The organism is Pseudomonas sp. NBRC 111140 (genome assembly GCF_001320885.1).
Classification (GTDB): Bacteria; Pseudomonadota; Gammaproteobacteria; order Pseudomonadales; family Pseudomonadaceae; genus Aquipseudomonas; species Aquipseudomonas putida_P.
Genome location: NZ_BCBQ01000001.1, coordinates 113,211 through 132,164, shown reverse-complemented (window position 1 = coordinate 132,164; position 18,954 = coordinate 113,211). Strand labels below are relative to the sequence as shown.

Annotated in this window: 16 protein-coding genes; 11 read left to right on the top strand and 5 right to left on the bottom strand. The window is 53.0% G+C overall.

The genetic code is table 11. The features are described from left to right. The first annotated feature begins 2 nt into the window (after positions 1 to 2). The 5 genes from hutH to APH42_RS29780 all read left to right on the top strand — a co-directional run bounded on the left by hutH (position 3) and on the right by APH42_RS29780 (position 6,883). Positions 3 to 1,550 carry a histidine ammonia-lyase gene (gene hutH / locus APH42_RS00565; protein ID WP_060492434.1) on the top strand — a complete coding sequence of 516 codons (1,548 nt, stop codon included), beginning with the start codon at positions 3 to 5 and terminating at the stop codon, positions 1,548 to 1,550. Between the two features lie 588 nt (positions 1,551 to 2,138). Next, positions 2,139 to 2,690 (top strand): hypothetical protein, encoded by a 552-nt coding sequence (locus tag APH42_RS29785; protein ID WP_156352698.1) that lies wholly within the window; start codon positions 2,139 to 2,141, stop codon positions 2,688 to 2,690. Continuing rightward, positions 2,680 to 4,587, top strand: coding sequence for a hypothetical protein (locus APH42_RS28930; RefSeq protein ID WP_082421358.1), 1,908 nt, complete (start codon positions 2,680 to 2,682; stop codon positions 4,585 to 4,587). The genes APH42_RS29785 and APH42_RS28930 overlap by 11 nt, the downstream gene beginning before the upstream one ends. A gap of 9 nt (positions 4,588 to 4,596) precedes the next feature. Next, positions 4,597 to 5,538: an ATP-binding protein gene (locus APH42_RS00555; RefSeq protein WP_046786286.1), complete on the top strand. Its 942-nt coding sequence runs from the start codon at positions 4,597 to 4,599 to the stop codon at positions 5,536 to 5,538. A gap of 484 nt (positions 5,539 to 6,022) precedes the next feature. Next, positions 6,023 to 6,883 (top strand): hypothetical protein, encoded by an 861-nt coding sequence (locus APH42_RS29780; protein ID WP_156352697.1) that lies wholly within the window; start codon positions 6,023 to 6,025, stop codon positions 6,881 to 6,883. Between the two features lie 124 nt (positions 6,884 to 7,007). Here the strand turns inward: APH42_RS29780 and APH42_RS30735 are convergent, their stop codons facing one another. Both APH42_RS30735 and APH42_RS00545 read right to left on the bottom strand, forming a co-directional pair. After that, positions 7,008 to 7,475, bottom strand: a complete 468-nt coding sequence (locus APH42_RS30735) for an antitoxin Xre/MbcA/ParS toxin-binding domain-containing protein (protein WP_080952114.1) — start codon at positions 7,473 to 7,475, stop codon at positions 7,008 to 7,010. Between the two features lie 941 nt (positions 7,476 to 8,416). After that, complete coding sequence (locus APH42_RS00545) at positions 8,417 to 9,217, bottom strand: IclR family transcriptional regulator (RefSeq protein WP_046786284.1); 801 nt, start codon at positions 9,215 to 9,217, stop codon at positions 8,417 to 8,419. 165 nt (positions 9,218 to 9,382) lie between these two features. On the opposite strand from APH42_RS00545, the gene APH42_RS00540 reads away from it, so the two are divergent. From APH42_RS00540 to APH42_RS00515, 6 genes are all read left to right on the top strand, one after another. Next, positions 9,383 to 10,996, top strand: a complete 1,614-nt coding sequence (locus APH42_RS00540) for a GMC family oxidoreductase (RefSeq protein WP_060492432.1) — start codon at positions 9,383 to 9,385, stop codon at positions 10,994 to 10,996. A 49-nt stretch (positions 10,997 to 11,045) separates the two neighbouring features. After that, positions 11,046 to 12,410 (top strand): MFS transporter, encoded by a 1,365-nt coding sequence (locus tag APH42_RS00535; protein ID WP_060492431.1) that lies wholly within the window; start codon positions 11,046 to 11,048, stop codon positions 12,408 to 12,410. A gap of 28 nt (positions 12,411 to 12,438) precedes the next feature. Beyond that, complete coding sequence (locus tag APH42_RS00530) at positions 12,439 to 12,972, top strand: thiamine pyrophosphate-binding protein (RefSeq protein ID WP_177336832.1); 534 nt, start codon at positions 12,439 to 12,441, stop codon at positions 12,970 to 12,972. Between the two features lie 11 nt (positions 12,973 to 12,983). After that, the gene (locus APH42_RS00525) at positions 12,984 to 13,583 is read left to right on the top strand and encodes a thiamine pyrophosphate-dependent enzyme (protein WP_060492429.1); all 600 of its coding nucleotides are present in this window, start codon (positions 12,984 to 12,986) and stop codon (positions 13,581 to 13,583) included. Between the two features lie 36 nt (positions 13,584 to 13,619). Then, complete coding sequence (locus tag APH42_RS00520; protein ID WP_060492428.1) at positions 13,620 to 15,050, top strand: NAD-dependent succinate-semialdehyde dehydrogenase; 1,431 nt, start codon at positions 13,620 to 13,622, stop codon at positions 15,048 to 15,050. Positions 15,051 to 15,271: 221 nt separating this feature from the next. Further along, positions 15,272 to 15,490, top strand: coding sequence for a 4-oxalocrotonate tautomerase family protein (locus APH42_RS00515; RefSeq protein ID WP_060492427.1), 219 nt, complete (start codon positions 15,272 to 15,274; stop codon positions 15,488 to 15,490). On the opposite strand, the gene APH42_RS00510 is transcribed toward APH42_RS00515, so the two are convergent. From APH42_RS00510 to APH42_RS00500, 3 genes are all read right to left on the bottom strand, one after another. Continuing rightward, complete coding sequence (locus tag APH42_RS00510; protein ID WP_060492426.1) at positions 15,484 to 16,470, bottom strand: LysR substrate-binding domain-containing protein; 987 nt, start codon at positions 16,468 to 16,470, stop codon at positions 15,484 to 15,486. The two genes, APH42_RS00515 and APH42_RS00510, sit on opposite strands and share 7 nt — an antisense overlap. Before the next feature lie 133 nt (positions 16,471 to 16,603). Further along, on the bottom strand, positions 16,604 to 17,194 hold the full coding sequence (locus APH42_RS00505; RefSeq protein WP_060492425.1) for a disulfide bond formation protein B: 591 nt from the start codon (positions 17,192 to 17,194) through the stop codon (positions 16,604 to 16,606). Between the two features lie 329 nt (positions 17,195 to 17,523). Beyond that, positions 17,524 to 18,804, bottom strand: a complete 1,281-nt coding sequence (locus tag APH42_RS00500; protein ID WP_060492424.1) for an OprD family porin — start codon at positions 18,802 to 18,804, stop codon at positions 17,524 to 17,526. Positions 18,805 to 18,954: the final 150 nt, after the last annotated feature.

Below are 18,954 nucleotides of genomic sequence, written 5' to 3'. Positions count from 1 at the left end.
CCATGCGCATGCAACCCCAAGATATCGCCAGCGTAGTACTGGACGATGCCAAACCCTCCCTCGAAGCGTTCATCGCGGTCGCCCGTTATGGTGCGAAAGTGAGTTTCTCCGATGCCTACCGTGCCCGCGTTTCACGTTCGCGTCAGCTGATTGAACGCTTCCTCGACGAAAACCGCTTGGTCTATGGCGTGACTACAGGTTTTGGCGACAACGTCCGGCATGTGATTTCGCCTGAGGACGCGCAAACACTGCAGGTGAATATCGTGCGCTCCCACGCGGTGTCAGTGGGTGAGCCGCTGAACCGCGAACAGGTCCGTGCCGTGCAGTTGATGATTCTGGTCAGCTTGGGCAAGGGGTTTTCGGGTGTACGCATGGCGCTGCTGGAGCAGATTGCCGGGCTGCTCAACAACGATGTGATGCCGTTTGCCCCCAGTGAGGGCTCGGTCGGTTACCTCGGCCCTGAAGGCCATCTCGCGCTGGTACTGATCGGCGAAGGCAAGGCCAGCGTTGCCGGTGGTGAATGGGTGGACGGTGCGACTGCATTGCGCCAAGTGGGCATGCAACCGATCACACTGCAGTGCAAGGAAGGCCTGGCGATGCTCAACGGTACGACCTCGGTCACTGCCATCGCCACCCTGGCGCAGTACAACGCCAACCAGGCGGCCCAGGCGGCGGACGTGGCCGCGGCCATTTCCCTGCAGGTACTCAAGGGCACCATTCGGGCCTTCGACCCGCGCTACCACTCGGTCAAGGCCCATGTCGCCCAGGCGCAGACCGCTCGCTATATCAAGCAGTTGCTGGGTGACAGCCAGCTGATCGAGGAGAACATCGACTACCGCCTGCAAGACACCTACAGCCTGCGCGCCATCCCCCAGGTGCATGGTGCCTCCAAGCAGTTCATCGCCTACGCCCAGGCCTGCATCGACAACGAGATCGGCTCCTCGGGCGACAACCCGGTGATCTACCCGCTCAGCGACGATGACGGTATCGCCATCTCCGGGGCGAACTTCGATGGTTCCTACATCGGCATGGCGGCGGACACGCTGTGCAACGCAATGACCAACCTGGCGAAGATCTCCGAGCGGCGTACCGACCGTATGGTCAACTCGCATTTCAGCGAAATGCCCGCCTTCCTGGTGCGCAATCCCGGCCTCAACAATGGCTACATGATCATCCAATACACCGCCGCCGGGCTGGTGGGGGAGATGAAGGTGCTGTCCCACCCATCCACCATCGACAGTGTCTCCACTTGTGGCAACCAAGAAGACCCGGTGAGCTTTGCCTTCAACGCAGCCATAAAGGCGTACCAAGTGTCGCGCAAGCTGGAGTCGGTGCTAGCCATCGAGATCCTGGTCGGCTGCCAGGCCCTGGACTTTCATGAGGTGGGCAAGGCCTCCAGTGCCACGCGTGCGCTCTATGAACTGGTGCGCAGTCGCGTGCCAGTGGCCAATGAAGACCGCGCGTTCTACGCCGATATCGTTGCGGTGACTGAGCAACTACGCGGGGGCGAAGTGCTCGTAGTCATTGATCGCGTGCTTGCCAATCAGTGATTGCGTACCGGCCCGGTGGATATACCGGGCCGGCTCAGGAGTTTGTTAAACGATCAAATCACGTGTGGCGAAGTCGACGTGGCTCCAAGAAGGAAGCCCGCTTGGGGTGGGCAAGGGCGTTTCTATCAGAGATAGCGTTAATTGATGCCGTGCTAAGAGTAGTACCCGGAAGTGATTATGCAAAATATTTATAGATAGAAAATCTCCCAGAAATCAGATACCTAACTGGTGTTCTTAACAGTGAGGGTTGTCTGCTTTGCAAATATAATTTCTTGAGAACAGCCCCTGCATATCGAAGCAGGCAGTAAATATGTAAATAGAAGAAAACTATTGCTTGTCGGTATGTAATTGGTGGGAGCTATGCGCGCTTGATGTCTTGCGTTAGTAATGAACGGCGACTAGGGTTACGGCCAAGGATTATTTTTGGAATGCCCCAATCATAAGGAATTGAGATAAGGATCAGCATATCCACAACCTAAAATGGGGGTGGTTATGCCTAGAAATAGTAGAACTTCATATTTTACCAAGCGCGGTAAGCACTTTGGCAACCTGTGGGCGGTGTATAGCTGTAAAGCCAAGGAGGTTTTATTGCTGTCGACCGACAGGCAGTTAGCACACTGGTTATTATTCCTAGAATTTTCTCCCTCTATTAAATGTTTTAGTTTCAAGGCCGGCTCGTTAGATTTCGCTCAACATCCTGATATTGTATTGAATTATCACGTTGAGGTTTTTCCCGTGGAAGGCGAAAATGAATTGCACTATTTGCAAGTAGAGGGGCGTTCTAAGGATTTTGAAGAAAAAGTCTTGGTGGCCAAGCGGTATAAATATAAGTATATGGAGTTTAATGATGAAGACTGGATGCCAAAAAGGCACCATATACTACCTCTCCTCAAAGTAGCAAGCTTTCTCGCAGGGAGCAGGAATCTATACATCCCTGATAAACTCCAGGAAAAATCGATCAACTATGTTAAGTCGCTCCGAACAGGTACCCTGCGTGGTTTTTTGTCGGCGCTATCAAGCTTTGACGGTAATCTAATTTTGGTCGTCTTTGCCCGCCTGTTCTTGCAGCGTGTAATTTCTGTGAGCTATCAGGTCAGCTTCTTTAGTCAAGATACTGAGTGGGTCCTCAATGAAAATTAATATCACAAAGGAAAAAGTAATCGCGGTGGGTTTTAAGGCGGTGGATGCAACTGCGATGAGCGAGGAAGATCGTGCTATTTTTTTAAGGCGAAAAAAAGCTATCGAGATGAGGTTGGATGGCTTAACAGGACGAGAGATTCGGGAGCAGACTGATATAATTGAAAGTGAACAGACTAGGTTGTTCAAGCGTTATACAGTGATGCTGCTTGAGGGCGTATTTCTAGGCGAAGCAGGTCTGGTGCCGCACTCCCGCATGGGTTCAAATATCAGACGTAAAGCACTGCCGGATAAACACACTGAGGCACAAGGCGGTCTTTCAGGCGCTCTCAGCTACACACTTGAAAAATTTCCAGAAATAGCTCAAAGATTTGTGGCTGAGGTTTTTCGCAAGGATGTTAAATTCGGGCACGGAGCAAAGTATGATAAAAAATATCTTTGTGCTGTTTTTTATAACATTTGCGAAGACGAGGGGGTGCTACCAGGCGAATGGCCTTTCAATCAATTGTCTGGTGCCAGTAAAACTATAAGAACCTATATTAATACTATTCTAGAGAGCGACTTTGAGCGGGCTGCGCTTGCTACCGGGGGGAAGCTAGCCTTAACCCACTCCAAAGCAGGTACGGGAAAGATTCCTCTTTTCGATAACTATGATGTCTACGACCTGATTGAAATAGACTCCTATCATGTCGATGCCTTTTTTGTGTTGAATATAACAGGTGACAGACGCGTCAAGACCAGCGATGTAATAAGTCGCATATGGATGATTGCGGCGGTGTGTCGGAGAAGTAATGCGGTGCTCGCTATAAAATTCGTATTCTCCAGTGAAATAAGAGCGCAGGATTTAGTTGATTTAATTTGCGATGCATATACCGGATGCTGGGTTCCTCGAGAAACACTGCATGTTCCAGGCTTAAAGTATTCCGAGGCAGGGGGTATGCCGGGGTATTCAATACCAGCCTTAAAAAATCATACCTGGGGAGCAGTCTGCTTGGATAATGCAATGCAGCATCATGCGAATCAGGTGTATGAACTCGCTTTGCATTCGATTGGGTTTGGTATTAACTTCGGCCCCTTGAAGCAGCCAGCGAGAAGGTCTAAGGTTGAGGCGCTATTCAAGCGGATCTCGTCGAGGGTCATGCACCAGATTGAATCAACAACCGGTTCTTCTCCTGAAAACGGACGTGCGGAATTTCCGGAAAAAGCCGCTATCTTTTATCAAATTGACGTTGATAATGCGCTTGAGGTGATGGATGTGTACACGGCTAACTACAACGGTACGCCTCAGGGGGGCTTGAATAAAGCACATAGCCCGTTGGAGATTTTGTTGGCATATTGTAATGATCGGAACACTCTGTTAACTACATCTTCCGAATCCTATTTGAATAGCATTGCCTTGGGCAGCACTACACGTAAAGCGCGTGTGACTGGTAGTACGATAAAAGGTATCAGGCCCAGGATCAAATTGGACCAGGCAATTTATACTAGTGCAGATCTGTCGAATTCCTCAGGATTGATCGGTACCACCTTAACTATTCGAATCACACCAAACGACTACCGCCACGTGGAAGCTTACCTGCCTGACGGAATTTTTTTTGGAATTTTAACAGTCGAAACGGCATGGCGTAATATAGTTCATAGTGTAACAACTAGGCGCTTGGTGAATAGAGCGCTTCGTAAACGCGAATTTGAAGTTCTAGAGGGAGAAAGTCCGCTACTTGCCTGGCGCAGACATATGAGGAATAGTTCCTCTCCGCAAGCTAATCGCGAACTCCAGCGGCTAAAGGAGGAAAGTAGTGGACATGTGGCTGAAAGACCTGAGGACCAGGCTGTAGATACATCTGTTACCGATAAACCGAGCTTAAGTGAGCGATGGAAAAACTTGGACATACTTAAGTGAGAGGTAGCTATGGAACATTCTCACCCTTTACTGAGTAGAGAATACCGACTCAACACGCCTGCTTTACTGGCAGTCATTCAAAATGCTTGCTTTAAAGTACTAATGCGTAAGACAGGAGTGGTTTACACCGGCGAGCCTAGGGTTGGCAAAACCGTTTGCTGCGAGGCATTACTTGAGGAGATTCCAAAGCGATTTCCCAATGTATATGTACTCATGATTCCAGCAACAAATAAGGATGCCTCATCACCTCGCTACTCCTCGATTGTGCACCAATTAATAGAGCAGGAAGGCATTCTCCCGAAAGCGCGAACGACGTTCATCCAGCGGCAGTCCATGTTGGTGGAACGCCTCAAAATCAGGGCTGAAGCTCGCAATGCTAAACAGATTGTTCTTTTAATAGATGAGTTATCAAGGCTTTCAATTGTTGATTTCACTCAGCTCGCGGACATCTACAACAAATTACGTGCAGAAAAGATAACCATGACAGTCATCTCATTTGCAATGCCGTCGATTCAGAAGGTCGTGGAAGAGTTCCTCCGCAATGACGATAGGCACATTATTGGCAGGTTTCTGTCTGATATTCGTCCACTTCAAGGCGTCACTACTCTCGGGCAGCTTAATCAAGTGCTAAAATTATATGATGATTGTGCGAATGAAAGCCTTCTTGGTCACAGCTTCACTAGAAATGTTCTCCCTCAAGCCTATGCGGCGGGATTTAGACTGGCAAGTACTGCACCTGATATCTGGCGTGAAATGTCGCGCGTTGCGGCCGGAAAATATGTAAATAACCTCCCAATGGAACATGTTGCGCAGGTGGTTGCTTATTTGTTGGTGATCTTAGGTGGCGATGATTCTGATACTTTGATCGTGCCACAAGATCTAGTTGAAGAGGCCGTGCGAGAGAGTAATTTTAGGGAGTTTTGTAAGAATGTAACGGACTTGAGGGCGTAGGATGGAAATCTATTATCCGGAATGCGGGCCTATGCCATATGAATCGATTTATTCAATTTATATAAAATTGTCGCATAGTAATTTTGTCTGCTTACCTGATTTGGCTAGACAGTTCGGAGGAGGAGTGCCAGATGAGGATCGAAGTCATTGGTTGATCACCCGGAAGATTGAAAGGGGGTTGGAAAATAATTTGTTAGATCTGACTGCTCACCTGCCTTGGACTCATGCGCCTGCCAATGCACTCATTAGCCCAATGGCTACATTCACATTCTGCATTGAATGCGTAAAGTTTGGCTATCACTCGGCGTTCAATTCAATTAACTTGCACCGGGTTTGTCCAATGCATAAGCGGTCGCTTAGTGTGGCTTGCGATTCCTGTAGGCGGCGTTTTTTTAAGGGATTTACCAATGCTCATATACCTAGTGTTTCGGAACGCTGTGATAAGTGCGGATTTCAAGAGATTGGTCTTCGTCGCGAAATTAGAATGCGCCGCTCACTTGGACTGGAAGCGGCTCTTGATTATTTTGGTCGGGCCCAAGCAGACTGGTATCGAAAAATCTATGAGTTGGAAGGTGCCGAAAGTGGTTACAGTGGCTTATATTATAAGTCAGATCTCGCGCGAACGGAGTTGACGGGCGCTGGCGAGAGGTTGTTTGAAATGCTTAGCCCTGAAAGTTTGGCAGGGGTCCGGCAATTCTCGCCACCATTTATGGTTGCCGGTAGGTTCAGAACTTTTGTGCATGAAAGAATTTATAGGTGCGATTCAGATTTTGACCTCGGTGATTATCTGCGCCTGCATTCTCAGGTTGAAATATTAAGTCGCGTTAAAAATAGATTTTTGGCTAAGCATTCTCAATGTTATGAGGATGGCTGTTTAATTGCTGGCTACCCCGACGGCCAATCTAGGACAATTCCGCTCTGCCCGTTAGCATTGGCGTTCATTCTTCTGTGCATTAAGGCATCTAATCATGTATGGCCAATGCCAGGCAGTGACTTTGTCTTGCTCAGTGATTTTAATAGGAGAAAATCGCCAAAACCGCTAACAAACTGGACTTATCGTGAGGCTGTATTGGTTTTCTTAACGATACTTGCTCGGTTAGAGTATCATATGTCGAAAGGACAAAATTTTGCAATACTCTGTAGGCCCGATGTTGTTTACTTTCCAAATGAACGGGGTGCAACACTTCTGCAAATGACAACCTATAATTTCCGAAGCCAGTGCCGCACTCCTTTGCGGAAAAATTTACTGACACGCAATGACTCTGGTGGAGCTTTTGTCGCCCTGTGCGCTACAGAGAGTTATCAAACGCGTGAAAACTCTAAGCTTAGAGAGCTAATTGTATAGTAACCATTTAACTTTTACTCATCATTGGGCATAAATAACGCTGTGCCAAAACATGTTGGCCTTATTGGGCATTGGCATTGCTTTTAGTGCTGACTTTTATGCTTTGCTGTGATCTTTGTCAAAGCTAAAGATAGAGGCCATAAGCGATTTGCTTCAAGTAAATTTCCAGAGCTTGAAATCCAATCGCAGTGGTCAAGATATCTAGCGGTAACTCTCTGCCAAAGTATGTGCAAGGTCGAATAAGCCAGTCTTCAGCAGACTTTTGCGAGCCGAAGACCTCGATCGCTAGCTCTAGAATGCAGGAGTAGTTTAAGGCGGTAGCACTCTGCTGCGGTGTCAGCCAACTCAGCCTTTGCTTTCGCTGTGGACTTAGTTGGCTTTGTGGTAGACCGAGTATCCGTGCCCAGACCTGTGGCTCGATACCAGAAGAAGTGGCCGATAACAGGTCACGAACATCTGCAAAAGCGAAGCCATGTAAGACTTTCTGGTATACCTGTATAGGGCCGAACTCATCGGGATCGGGATGTAGCAAATATGCCGTTGGCCTCAAGGGTCTGACGAGCTTTCGGCGAAGACGAGGTAGCGTTGACATCCACACATCCTCAAAGCATTTTTTACTCACCACCCAGCCTGTGATTGCTGGAGCGGCAGGTCTATGGCACGCGACTAACAATGATAACTCTGCTTCCGGGGTCTTGCGATTCTAATTGATAAAAGATCGAAAACTCTGGTACGGACACATACATCTGAAGGCGCTAGTCGCGCCAGGTCAGTAGATGCGAATCGGCTAAACGAAAATGTCAGGTGGGCGATGGCATGTGGATGGCAGACTGAAGAGGGCGATGCAAAAATTCACTCGCTTGACTGTCTGGTAGCGACCTGGTCTGAAAGCAACCCATCGCTGTGCTGGCGCTGCGGCGCTCAGTCTTCGCCATGATCTTGTGGCTTCTCTTGGCGTCCAGCTTCAGTGACGAAACCTGAGCCTAGGCTGTGTGCCACCCAGGCGCTGTCGAGACCGGCCAGTACGGCGCCACTTTCAACGATGTGCGCAATCTCATAGCCAGACAGACTTGCAGTTGATACCAGGCCTCCTTTGTAAAACTGGGAGACTGTGGGCCGTTGCTGGCCGGCGCCTCAACGTGCCAGGCGATCAGTGGTTGTATCGTTGGCCGCTGCGGCGCCTTTTCCCGCCGCACGCGCTACTGTCACCGTCGATTGCACTCAGCGCATACAGTTAGGTGTCGGTGTCCAAACGGCGCAGGTCCTCGATTTGCAGTTGGATTACTTCCTAACGGCGTCGACCACCGCCGCTCTAGGACCACTGTTAGTCAGTTGATGCAGCAATAGCGAGGGGAAGGCAACCAGTTCCACGATGCGAGCCAAAAAGCAGTAGGATTTCTGCGGTTCTGCTCTAAGCGGTGGGCTCATGATCATCCGCTGCAATGAAACCCGCGTGCAGGTATTGAAAGAGCCTGGACGCGAGCCCTGCGTCGCCTTCGCCGGCACGACCACCCATCACGCCTTGGCACAGACTTACTCCGTTTGAACCGGCCCTTGGGCGTGATGATAAATCAACCCTGACAGCTCTCGAGCGGCTGCTCTCAGCTCAGACACATGACCCAGTAAATCTGCGAGATCGGCCCTGGCCTTGGCGGCGTGGCACACAATTGCAGCGGTGACGGCCCCCTGAGCATTGAAGACCGGCACCGCGATGCCGATCATTCCCTGTATGTATTCTTCGTCGTCTATGCCCACCTGTCGCTGATTGATCTTGTCCAAGGCTTCCCTGAGCTGATCGACAGAGCTCAGGGTGTGCTTGGTCATCCGTACCAATCTCAATCGGGTGATGAGTGCTTCTCGATCATGAGGGGGCATCATCGCCAAAAATAACTTGCCTCCCGCCGTGCAATGAAGTGGATGCCGCGATCCCGGCACGACGTGCAAACGCAGTGCGTGGGACGTCTCCACCCGTTCAATGTGAATCACCTCATCTCCATCCAGGGCAGTGAGATTGCACGACTCCCCCAAGGCTTGTACTAGCCCGCGCAGGATTGTTCTGCAGGAGCGGGTGAAGGCGGCACTGCGTAGCGTGCCCAATGCCATTTCGGTGGCGCGAGGCCCCACCACGTAACCATCACACTCAACATTGCGAGTGATGAAACCGCCGTCCTGCAAAGCCGTCAGCAGGCGGCTCAATGTCGCCTTAGGTATGCCCAGGCGTTGCGCAAGACGGGAGTTCGTGACCGGCTGGCCAGATTGTGCGATGCGCTCCAGGATCAGGAGCGCGCGGATAGCACGGGTGTCATTGCCTGCATCGTCGGGGCTGTAGGGCATCAGGACCTCGTTTTTGGTTCGTATCGACTGATTCTGTTCCACTTTGCACCGTGGTCACGCTATGCCCTTGCTGGGTGAACACGGGGGGAGTAAACATTCAATACCACATGCAGCAATTCAACAACCTTGCATTACCTCGATAACGACAAAAATGAGGGTGTATAGATGCAACACTATGATTACGTCATCGTTGGCGCCGGCTCCGCTGGGTGCGTACTGGCCAATCGTCTGAGCGCCAACGGCAAGTATACGGTTTGTCTGCTAGAAGCAGGTCCTCCTGACCGTTATCCGTGGATACATATTCCAATCGGGTATGGTAAGACCATGTTTCACAAAACCTATAACTGGGGCTTTGAAACAGAACCCGATCAGAATTTAAATGGCCGCCAAATATATCAACCCCGCGGTAGAACGCTGGGAGGTTCCAGTTCCATCAACGGGCTTATTTATATTCGAGGTCAATCTCGCGACTATGATGAATGGGCGACGTTGGGAAACCCAGACTGGAGTTGGGAGCGCTGCTTGCCCTATTTCAGACGCCTTGAACACAATGATTTGGGCGCTTCGTCAACGCGTGGAGAGGGTGGGCCAATGTGGGCAACCACCGTACCAGGCCCGAACAAGCTGGTTGACGCTTTTATCTCGGCGTCGCAAGCCTGCGGTGTTCCGCGGGTTGCCGACTTCAATGATGGTAAGCAAGAAGGAGTTGGCTATTTCCAGTTGTCCACTAAAAATGGCTTCAGGTGCTCGACTGCCAGTGGCTACCTGAAGCCCGCGCGAGGGCGCCCAAATCTCACCGTCGAAACCGATGCCCAAGTGACACGAGTGCTCATGCATGGCAAGCGCGCAATCGGTGTGCTGTTTCAGCAGAATGGAAAGTGTCAGGAGCTTCAGGCGCGTAAGGAAGTGTTACTTTGCGCGGGTGCCATTCAGACACCTCAGTTGCTGCAATTGTCAGGTATTGGAGCCACTGAATTGCTGACGCGGTATCAGGTCCCTGTGGTTCACCACCTTCCAGGCGTTGGGGAAAATCTGCAAGATCATCTGCAGGTACGTCTGATGTACGAGGTCAGCGAGCCCATCACCACTAACGATACCCTCAAGTCACTCAGCGGCCAGGCAAAAATGGGCCTGCAATGGTTGTTGAACCGTAGTGGGCCCTTGGCAGTAGGTATCAATATGGGGGGGATGTTCTGTCGGTCACTGCCAGACGAGAACCCCACGCCCGATACCCAGTTTCACTTCGCTACGCTGTCTGCCGATCACGCAGCTGGCAAGGTTCATCCGTTTTCCGGCTGCACATATTCGGTGTGTCAATTGCGCCCGGAAGCGCGTGGGTATGTGCGCATCAAATCCAGCGATCCGTTCGATGCCCCAGCCATCCAGGCTAACTATCTGTCGACAGAAACAGACAAACGCACAACGGTCGCCGCGGTGAAATTCGCCCGAAAGGTCGCCGCCTCAGCGCCAATGAATTCACTGATGAAACGGGAGTTCAAACCAGGCCCAGAAGTGCGTACGGATGATGAAATCCTAGAGTTTTGCCGTAACCACGCCTCAACAATTTTCCACCCGGCGGGCACTGCAAAGATGGGGCCTGAGGATGATCCTCTGGCGGTGGTGGATCAACGTTTACGCGTGCACGGTTTGCAAGGGATTCGGGTAGTTGATTGCTCGATCATGCCGACCCTGGTATCAGGAAATACCAATATTCCGACGGTGATGATTGCCGAAAAAGCGGCGGATTATATATTGCAGGACGCCCTTACAAAGGCGTGAAGCGTGAGCTGAGCAACCCTAACAAATACAAAAAAAGGTGGGCAGCGTCATGAATATTGATCAAAAGTCCGTTAACAAAGTTGCGCTGGCGAGTGTAATTGGTGCAACGATTGAATGGTATGACTTCTTCCTGTATGGCGTAGTCGCCGGACTGGTGCTGAACAAGTTGTATTTTCCCGGTGATGACCCGGCCATGGCGACCTTGATGGCCTACGCGACTTTTGCCGTTGGCTTCATCTCTCGTCCACTGGGCGGCATCATCTTCGGCCACTTCGGTGACAAAATTGGCCGCAAGAAGATGTTGGTAGTGACACTCATGATCATGGGTATCTCTACTGTCGCCATCGGCCTGGTGCCAACGTACGCACAGATCGGCGTAGCGGCCCCGTTGCTTCTGATTTTTCTGCGGATCATTCAGGGTATCGGCCTGGGCGGTGAGTGGGGTGGGGCTATATTGATGGCCTATGAGTATGCGCCGCCGCATCGCCGTGGCTTCTACGCGAGCTTGCCGCAGATTGGGTTGTCACTGGGCGTGCTGCTGTCAGCGATCGTCATTGCCGCACTTAATTATTTCCTCACCGAAGAGCAGTTCATGCAGTGGGGCTGGCGCAGTGCGTTCGTGCTGTCGTTCGTGATGATTCTGTTCGGGCTTTGGGTGCGCCTGAGTGTCATGGAGACACCCGCGTTCGCCCAGATGAAAAAAGAGCACGGCGAGGCGAAGGTGCCGTTCCTGGACATGATCAAACGCTTCCCCGGCAATGTGTTGCTTGGGTTGGGCGCCCGTCATGTGGATGGTGTGGTCTTCAATATCTTTGCGGTGTTTTCGATCAGTTACCTCACCGACAAGATCCATCTCAGCCGGGCGGATGCGTTGATCGGCGTCATGATCGCCTCGGCAGTGCTGACGGTCTTCATACCGGTTTTTGGATGGGCGTCCGACAAGGTGAACCGGTTTAGATTCTATGCGCTTGCTTCGATCATCACCGCGTTGAGCTGCTACCCAGCCTTCTGGGTGATGAACCAATCGGAGGGCAACCTCTGGATGATCTGGCTGGCTGTATCGATACCGTTCGGGGTGATCTACGCCTCGGTCTATGGCCCTATCTCCGGTTTCCTGTGCGAATTGTTCGATGCGCGTGTGAGGTACACCGGTATCTCCTTCGTCTACCAGCTCTCAAGCGTATTCGCTGGAGGTTTGACCCCCATCATTGCGACCTTGCTGCTGACGGCAAATGGTGGAAGTCCCTGGATGATTTGCGCCTACGTTCTGGGTTGTGGGGTGCTCTCCTCGATCTGTTCGCTGATCATCGCTCGGCGGTTTCGTCTAGCCAAGGCCACGAGTTCCCCTGCTCAAGCAGACGCGCAGGCAGCACCGGCTGCAAATGCCCCGGCAACCTCTAACTACGTGTCTTGAACCTATTTCTAATTGTTGGGAGTCGACAATGATCGATCATGCTCGCCATTCGGTTTCGGCAAGTGCCGTGATTCGAGAACTACAGGCTTGTTCAATCACGCACGTCGTCACGGTGCCGGACATGCTGCAAATCGCTACTCACCAGGCCTTGGACAACCCGGAACATGGCATTCGGCAAATAAATTGTGCCACCGAGGACCAGGCCATCGAAGTCTCTGCCGGGCTCTGGGCCGGTGGCGCTGACAACGCCATCATTGTGCAAAACCAAGGACTTTATGCGGGGCTCAACAGCCTTCGCGCCCTGGGTCTCGATTCCAGGATACCGATGATGTTCCTGGTTGGGCAGTTCGGACGTGAGTGGAGCAATCTGGGCCAGGAACCGTCGCTGTCCAAACGGCGGATGGTGTACATGCTGGAGCCTCTGCTTGAGTTGCTCGGCATACCGTTCTGGCGCCTGGACAGTCCGGAGGATGCGGCATTGATACGCACCGCCTGGGCAGCGAGCAAAGAGCGACGGGGCCCTGTAGTGCTCATTATCGGCCATTTCGTTGGCTTCAACTGAGGAGTGTTGCCATGTTAACGCTTAGTCAAGCCTGCCAAACCATTCAGACCCATCGGGCTGATCACGTCGTCGTGACGACCATGGGGGCGATGAACGCTACCGATAAATTGTCCCCGCCAGCACTGACAGTAGCCTGTGTGCCTCTCATGGGGGGGGCGGCCTCAATCGGCCTGGGCCTCGCACTGGCCAGGCCGGAGCGTAAGGTGATAGTGCTCGATGGCGATGCAAGCCTGTTGATGGAGTTGGGCGGGCTGGTCAGCGTCGCCCAGGCAGCGCCAGAAAACTTCGTCCATGTGGTGATGAACAACAGCGTGCAGTTTGCCGGGCTCGGCAATTTGCAAACGCCCGGTCACCACAGTGTCGACTACCCTGGGATGGCCAAGGCCGCAGGCTACAAAGCTGTCTACAGCTTCGAAGATCCGCAGGCTTTCGAGAATGCCATCGAAGACGTTTTGAGCGGGTTGTCCCCCGCGTTCGTCGAGTTGCGCGTCAGCCGCGACGACGCAACATTGGGTGATGACTTGCCCGCTGTTGAAATGACCGATATGCGCTTCACCCGGATGGGGGACGAGTTGCGCACGATTCGCCAGACATTGCTCGGGGCGTTGTAAGTACGTGCGATAAATATCCACCTTGGGAGAACATGAATGTATGTAGATACGCTGTTGCACATTGACGGCCTATGGCGCGAGGCAGAGGAGGGTGCGACATTACCTGTTCACAACCCCGCCAATGGCGAGCTGATCGGCACTGTTGCCAAGGCCGGATCAGCGGACCTGGACGCGGCGCTTGCGGCCGCCGAGCGAGGCTTCGAGGTGTGGCGTAACACCTCGGCTTTCGAACGCTACCGAATTTTGCGCAAGGCAGCCGAGCTGATGCGTGAGCGTGGCGAGAACATTGCCCGGCTAATGACGATGGAACAGGGTAAACCACTTGCGGAAGCCCGAATCGAGGTGGGCGCGGCGGCCGACATCATCGACTGGTTTGCTGAAGAGGCACGACGTTCTTACGGTCGTATCGTTCCCTCCCGTGCCACGGGTGTAGAACAACGAGTTATCAAAGAACCAGTGGGGCCTGTGGCGGCATTCACACCCTGGAACTTCCCGCTTAATCAGTCCGTGCGCAAACTTGCGGGGGCGCTGGCTGCTGGGTGTTCGATCATCCTGAAGGCGCCTGAAGAGACACCGGCGTCACCCGCCCAACTGATTCGCGCTTTCGTGGACGCGGGTATACCGAGTGGTGTCGTTGGTCTGGTGTACGGTGATCCTCACCAAATATCGAGCTACCTCATCGCTCACCCGGTCATCCGCAAGATTACCTTTACCGGTTCGACGCCGGTGGGCAAACAGCTGGCGGCCTTGGCGGGGCAGCACATGAAGCGGGTCACCATGGAGTTGGGTGGGCATGCACCGGCAATTATTTTCGCTGATGCCGACCTTGATCAGGCTGCGAGCATGCTGGCTGCGGCGAAATTCCGAAACGCCGGCCAAGTGTGCGTTGCACCGACCCGATTTCTGGTAGAACGAAGTGTGTACGAAGCTTTCACCGAAAGACTGGTCGCTCACGCGCGGGCTATCAAAGTAGGTAATGGTCTTGACGCTGGAACCACCATGGGGCCATTGGCTAACAGCCGTCGCGTCCACGCCCTGAAAACGCTGGTAGAAGATGCGCAGGCATTGGGGGCAGGGGTACACGGCAGTGCCGAGCCGCTGGCAGGGGCGGGGAATTACTTCAGCCCCACCGTAATTGTCGATGTGACACCTGCCATGAGAGCCATGAATGAAGAGCCCTTTGGCCCGCTGGCCTTGCTGATGCCGTTCGATACTATTGATCAAGCGCTCGATGAAGCCAATCGACTGCCCTATGGTTTGGCCTCGTTCGCCTTTACCCGCGATATCGGCAACGTCCAGGCATTGAGCGATGGCATCAAGGCGGGCATGCTCGCCATCAACCACGTCGCACTCGGCTTGCCTGAAATTCCGTTTGGCGGAGTGGGGGATTCGGGGTATGGCTCCGAGGGAGGGACGGAGGCCATAGAGGCGTATCTGAATACCAAGCTGGTGACTCAGAGAGCATGAGTTGAAAGGGCATCGCTGCCAAGGGGCCTTCATTCACTGCTATCGATTCCCCGTGCGGTTCGGTAGCGTGGCCCGCTTCATCTGGCGCCCTTTCAACGGCTTGAAGGTTAAGTTTTTCTTAACGGCTATCAAGAATAAATGGATCGCATCGAACTGCTGCCGCTGGCAGTATTTTGGGGCGTACTGAACATTAATTCATTGATTGTGGAGAAGGGTTGCCCATGCCGCTGGTTATCATTAAAGGTATTGAAGGCGTTTTCACTGACGCGCAAAAAGCCGAAGCGATTGCAAAGATCACTGATGCCATGGTGTCCATCGAAGGTGAAAGCATGCGCGACATAACCTGGGTGGTTTTTGAAGAGGTGAAAAGCGGCAGCTGGGGTATCGGTGGCAAAGCGCTGACGGCTGAAGATGTATTGAAAGTACAAGCGGGTCAGTAAGCCCCGTCCGACTGGCCGGGCTGTCGCCTGGCACGCGTCAGATAAGACGAGCTGGTCTCCAGCGCCTTGGATTTCAGCCAGTTCGTCATGACTCTGATCTTGTTTACGTTTTCAAATCCCGCGCGATGAACAATGTAGTAGCCGAGTTTCAGTTTATTCAAACTAAAACCAAACGGCGCCACAAGCCTTCCACTTTGCACGTCACCTTCCACCAACATGCTTCTCGCCAACGCCAACCCGTGGCCTTCAGCACACGCCTGCAGCACGGCCGCTGAGTTGTTGATTTTGAGAGGGGCCTGGGAGTTTAGCAGGACCAGGTTTTTTTCCCCTAACCAGCGTTCCCAGCATGGAAAGTCGGAATGCCCGTCCAGGGAGAGGTCATGGATGAGTGTAGCACCGTGTAAGGGGCTGGCATTGAGGTCCAGCGTCGTCAGGTAGTGGGGCGAGCAGACCGGAAAGGTGTACTCGTCCATCAAGGGAACGCAGCTCAAGTTGTCCCAGGCGCCGGTACCGTACCGAATCCCCAGGTCGATATTGTTACTGATGTAATCGTCCTTCATCGAATTGGTATGGATAACGACTTCGATGTCCGGGTGCTGAGTTCGAAAATCCCCCAGTTTAGGTATCAACCATTTCGAAGCGAAAGCAGGACTTGCTGCGATCGACAGTTGAGCCTCATCGGTCATGCGCCTCAGGCAACCGAGCCCGCTTTGGATGAGTCTGAAGCCGGCGCTGATGTCCGGATAGGCCATCTGGCCGGCAGGAGTGAGGGTGACTTTGCCTGAGCCGCCTTTGGCCCGGTTGAACAGTGGGGCGCCAATCAAGTGCTCGATTCGCTTGACCAGTTGGCTGACCGCAGCAGGGGTGACGTCCAGCTCGGCTGCCGCCACGCTAAAGCTCTGATGCCGGGCAGTTGCCTCGAACGCACGCAGCGCATTCAGATGACTTAACTTAACGCCCCTGGGTTTGTGCAGGCTCACGTGGCTGCTCCTTATCCGCTATCGGTTGGGTGTTGTTCTGCCCGGCTCGTGGTGTTGGGCCTGCTACTGCCCGGGCCCCATCCTGGAGCCCAAGCAGGTGCTGATGCTAACACCGCGCAGACCTTCAACCCGCTCAGGGTTTCATGACGTCACCTTCATAGAGCATCCGGTAGTGCTGCTGGCCACCGCCAATGAAGTGGTCGAAGCCGTTCTGCAAAAACGCCGAAACCAGGTTTGCCGCTACCAGCAAAACGAACAGCCCCATTACCAGGTGGGCCAGGCCAGAGCGAGACGGCCGTGTTGTCGGCGCGTCGTTTCCGGCGGCACGGCGTGCATACAGCACAGCCATGAACAAGCAGAACATGATCGCCGCGGTAAACAAAATGAAGGTCCAGGCATACATATGCAGACCGAAGATCGCCGATCCAATTGGCGTGGACCCGGGCAGTACCTTGACGAACATGAACAGCAGGCTCAGCAGGCTGCCAATCAATGCGCCGAAGCCGCTGAGCAAGTAGTTCCAAGGATTGATGCCGAATACCTGGTTTAGCAACAGGCCTGAGCCGAGCAGCATGAAACACACCCGGATGAGGTTGCAGAATGCGCACGGCAATTCGCCGAGTACCAGTTGGTAGAAGAATGCCTCCAGCAGCAGGAAGCAGATGCCAGCGATCACCGCCAGCTCGAGCTGACGCAAACGGTTTTCAGTGAGTTGCAGGCTCATTTACCACGCCCCCAGTTGCTTGAGGTGCGGCATGTGGTTAGCGCCATGCCAAGTTGTCCAGACTACCACCAGCACGGCGCAGGCACACCACAGCACACGGGCAAGGGCTAAGTTTCTGAACGACGCAAGCGTCGCTGCAAAGGCGAACAGGACTGGAATGAAGCCTATATACATGGTGCAATTTCCTTACAGGTTTTATGAATACTCTGTGGGCGTGATGGGCAGTAGCCCGGCTTGCCGGCCATGGTTCGCAACGCGGGTCCAAATTGATTGACTGATTGGCGTCAAGCAATCAGCCCGCTCTTGCAATGCCAAGCGAAGGGTGAACGTCAGAAGATGTTCAGGGGGTATTCGACAAGGACGCGAACTTCGTTCCCGCCGATGCTGTAGTCCGATGATTTTTCAGACACCCTGCGTATTGAGCTCCTGGCACGGAAGCTTAGATCCTTGGCCGGCCCGCTTTGGACAACGTATTTGATCTGGTTGAATATCTCCCGTTCAGTGCCGCCGGTGCTCTGGCGAGTGGTAATATCGGTACCTCGCACGTAGGCAAGGTTGTAGGTAAGCCCTGGGATACCCACACTGGCGAAGTTGAAGCCGTAGCCCAGTTGCCAGCTACGTTCGTCCGCAGCGTTGAAATCGGACCAGTATGAGTTTGCAAGCCACACTGTGTTTCCGCCGTCACCCCTGCCACCTGCATTTTGATAACCGCCGTAGGGGTAGCCAAGCAGGCTGTCCCCTGAACTGCGCTGGTGAGCAAGGATTACGCTATGAGGACCGTGGCTATAGGTTGCTGCCAGGCTCCAGATTGTATTGTCGTCACCCTCGGTATGCAGTCGGTTCACGACAGCGCTGTCGAGCTTCGTCTTGTAGCCGTTGAAATCCAGTTTCAAGGACGAAATCTTATCGAACGGCATGACGTAGTTTACGTTCAAGTACTGTTTCTTCAGCTGATCCTCGACGTCAGAGAAAAAGAGAGACGTTCCCAGTTTCTCGTTGAATCGGTATGAGCCACCCACCACGTTGACGGATTTCAAGCCGCTGTCCCGGCTCGCTTCGCTTTTTCGTGACTCTGCGTGAAAGCGCGCAAGACTGAGTTCCAATCCAGAAATCTCCTTCGAAACCAGTGAGGTCCCGGTGTAGGTTTCAGGTAGAAGCCTGGAGCTGGAATAGCTGAGCACGGGATAGTTAGGCATTTGATCGCCATAGGTGATCACCGTATTGGAGAGCCTCATCTTCACGGCCGCACCCGCTTTGGAAATATCACTGGCGGCCTTACCACTATCGCCTTGTTTGAAGAAGTCGATACCGCCCGCTCCGCTGCGGCCGCGGCCGCCATCCAAACGCACAGCCACCATGGCGTGGGCATCGACGCCGAGGCCTATCAACCCAGGCGTGAAGCCTGAACTGTACTTTCCGATTGCTGCCTGACCCCATTCGGCGCGATCGCTGACGCCGTTTTTGAAGTCTCTACTCATGTAGGCGTTGCGAAGCAATAGACTTAACTTGCTGTCATTTACAAAGTCGCTTGCGTGAGCATCTCTGATCGCCAGGGGGCTTCCCGCCAGGATAACGCACCCAGCTAGCGTTGCGACACGATGGATCAACATATTATTTTCCTTATTATTGCTGACAGATTTTACTGAGCGGCACCCCGGTGGGTGAATGCCGCGCTTTGCATGTTGAACTCTATAAATGACTGGGCTCATTGCGTACCGCCATGTATTTGCCAGGCGGCATAAAACTCAGCGGGCGAGGGT

Bases quoted from the DNA above. Each gene is read 5' to 3' on its own strand.
- hutH (WP_060492434.1), top strand. From the start codon at position 3: ATGCGCATGCAACCCCAAGATATCGCCAGCGTAGTACTGGACGATGCC.
- APH42_RS28930 (WP_082421358.1), top strand. From the start codon at position 2,680: ATGAAAATTAATATCACAAAGGAAAAAGTAATCGCGGTGGGTTTTAAG.
- APH42_RS00555 (WP_046786286.1), top strand. From the start codon at position 4,597: ATGGAACATTCTCACCCTTTACTGAGTAGAGAATACCGACTCAACACG.
- APH42_RS29780 (WP_156352697.1), top strand. From the start codon at position 6,023: ATGCGCCGCTCACTTGGACTGGAAGCGGCTCTTGATTATTTTGGTCGG.
- APH42_RS30735 (WP_080952114.1), bottom strand. From the start codon at position 7,475: ATGTCAACGCTACCTCGTCTTCGCCGAAAGCTCGTCAGACCCTTGAGG.
- APH42_RS00545 (WP_046786284.1), bottom strand. From the start codon at position 9,217: ATGCCCTACAGCCCCGACGATGCAGGCAATGACACCCGTGCTATCCGC.
- APH42_RS00540 (WP_060492432.1), top strand. From the start codon at position 9,383: ATGCAACACTATGATTACGTCATCGTTGGCGCCGGCTCCGCTGGGTGC.
- APH42_RS00535 (WP_060492431.1), top strand. From the start codon at position 11,046: ATGAATATTGATCAAAAGTCCGTTAACAAAGTTGCGCTGGCGAGTGTA.
- APH42_RS00530 (WP_177336832.1), top strand. From the start codon at position 12,439: ATGATCGATCATGCTCGCCATTCGGTTTCGGCAAGTGCCGTGATTCGA.
- APH42_RS00525 (WP_060492429.1), top strand. From the start codon at position 12,984: ATGTTAACGCTTAGTCAAGCCTGCCAAACCATTCAGACCCATCGGGCT.
- APH42_RS00520 (WP_060492428.1), top strand. From the start codon at position 13,620: ATGTATGTAGATACGCTGTTGCACATTGACGGCCTATGGCGCGAGGCA.
- APH42_RS00515 (WP_060492427.1), top strand. From the start codon at position 15,272: ATGCCGCTGGTTATCATTAAAGGTATTGAAGGCGTTTTCACTGACGCG.
- APH42_RS00505 (WP_060492425.1), bottom strand. From the start codon at position 17,194: ATGAGCCTGCAACTCACTGAAAACCGTTTGCGTCAGCTCGAGCTGGCG.
- APH42_RS00500 (WP_060492424.1), bottom strand. From the start codon at position 18,804: ATGTTGATCCATCGTGTCGCAACGCTAGCTGGGTGCGTTATCCTGGCG.